2 protein-coding genes are annotated in these 2,130 nt (G+C 45.7%); both read right to left on the reverse strand.

Features of this window, described 5'->3' with window-relative positions; all coding sequences use genetic code 11:
• The coding region (locus FA727_RS25575) for a hypothetical protein (RefSeq protein WP_206663860.1) at positions 1–439 on the reverse strand (439 nt) is incomplete at its 3' end.
• Between the two features lie 540 nt (positions 440–979).
• A partial coding sequence (locus FA727_RS25580) for a retrotransposon gag family protein (protein ID WP_136833900.1) occupies positions 980–2,130 on the reverse strand: 1,151 nt, incomplete at its 5' end.

The raw sequence follows: 2,130 nt of genomic DNA on the forward strand, positions 1-2,130 counted from the left end.
GCACTTCTGCGTCACCCGGTCTGACCGTCTGTACAGGCGGTCTGACCGCCTGGGCCGCTGACTCAGAATGACAGGCGGTCTGGACCGCCTGTGCAGCCGGTTGGACAACCTGCGGGTCTTCCTTCGGCTTCCACTCTTTCCTCTGAGGAATCATAGGCCTGCTCTGGTTGAAGAATTCATCTCTTTGCTTCTCCAACTCTTGCTCTTGTCTTTCCCGAAAACGGAGTCTCTGAAGCTTCCTCTTCTGCGTGCGAGTCAACCCTTCAGGACACCACCTTGGAAGAAAGCGCTGCTGAACCTTGCTAGTACTAGCCCCCTGATCTTCCACCGTCTTTTCACTGGAAGTCGGCTTCATAGCCAGACTTTTCTCAATAGGAACATCCATAGTCCCAACTTGAATAATGTCGAACTCAGTAGTCCTCTCTGAGTCCACATCCATGCTCTGCACCTCCTCCTTCCTCTTAGGTCGATAAACCTGCCTCGAAGGAAGTCTTGGCGGCTGACCTTGACGGGCGGTCTGACCGCCTGTTACAGGCGGTCTAACCGCCTGTGCCCGCTCTTGACCAGATTGACGAAAAGCCAATCGGTCTCTCCTGGGATAAATGATCCTGTCCTGCACACGTCTTCTTGGACCTTCCCAGCCAGGATGAAACGAAGGCTGCACATTTGAATGATATGGCACCCACATCACTCCATTGTCATCCCACACCGGATCCAACTTCATACGAGGAGGCGAAGGAACCCTCTTGTTCTGAATCGGTGATCTCATTCTTTTTTTTAACGGTCGATCGCTCGAAACGGCCTTTTGTTTGGTGTACTTGTCATAAAGCATATCAAACGTGACTTTGGGCTTCTGAACACCCTGCTCCTTTGCCACGTTCATCTTCCAAGTACCAACTTCTGGACGCTTCGGAATCAGCATCTTTGGGCGTCCATGAGGACAGGCAGTCTGACCGCCTAGCGCAACAGGTCTGACCGCCTATAGCAGACTAGACCCGGGCGCCCGCAGTTCAGGAGTAGCGACCAGCCCTTGCCCCCCTTGTCCAGAGGATTTCACAGTAACCTTGAACGACTCTTTGCCATCAGCCGTCTTCTCATAAGTCACTTCTCTAACCGACTCTTTTGAAGACGGTCTTTCTTCTCCAATCACCACGTTCTTCCCTTTGGTAGATTCGGCTTGATGCGGCCGAACCAAAACCTTGGGCTGCTGCAACTCCATGGTGTTGACCGGAAAAGGAGTCTCATCAACTTGCATCTCATGAAACTTCAAACGGCTCTCATTAATAGCCGATTGAACCTGCCGACGGAAGACATTACAATCATTAGTAGCATGCGAAAAAGAATTATGAAACTTACAATAAGCACGCTTCCTCAATTCTTCCGTAGGTGGTATAACATGAGAAATCTTGATGTAACCAAATTTATGCAATTCATCAAATATACGATCACATTTGGACACATCAAAAGTAAACTTTATGTCTTCTTGCCGATTCTTATGAATCGGCTTAAGAGATGAGTATGACACAGTTTTCTTATTAGCAGGCCATACAAATTCTGCTAAATAAACATCATTATCATCGTCGGTCGAATCATCGGATTCATAATCAACTATATGAACATTAGACCGACGTGTCTTAAAACTCTCTTTTTCTTTATTCATTCGGCCTTCAGCTACTTCAGCTCTAATATGCACTTGTGCGACCGAATAATAATCACAATTATCTATCTTCTCTCTAATAGAAGATTTTAAACCTCTAAAGCATAAGCCAGCAAGATCAACTTCAGAAATAGACAAATTAAAGCAACGGTTTTTAATGCCTTTAAATCTTCTCATAAATTGAGAGACAGTTTCATCTCGACCCTGTCTAACCGATGCTAAATCTGCTAATTTCATCTCATGATTGCCACTATAAAAATGATCATGAAACTTACGCTCTAGTTGATTCCAACTCATAATAGAACCAGGGGCTAATGAAGAAAACCAAGCAAAAGCAGTACCAGTAAGTGACAATGAAAACAAACGTACTCTAAATGCTTCATAGTTTCCAATCTCCCCTAGTTGAGCTATGTATTGACTAATATGTTCCCAAGTGGTGCGCTCATCTTCTCCACTAAACTTTACAAAATCAG

The sequence above is a fragment of the Robertmurraya kyonggiensis genome, assembly GCF_005116465.1.
GTDB classification, from domain to species: domain Bacteria; phylum Bacillota; class Bacilli; order Bacillales; family Cytobacillaceae; genus Robertmurraya; species Robertmurraya kyonggiensis.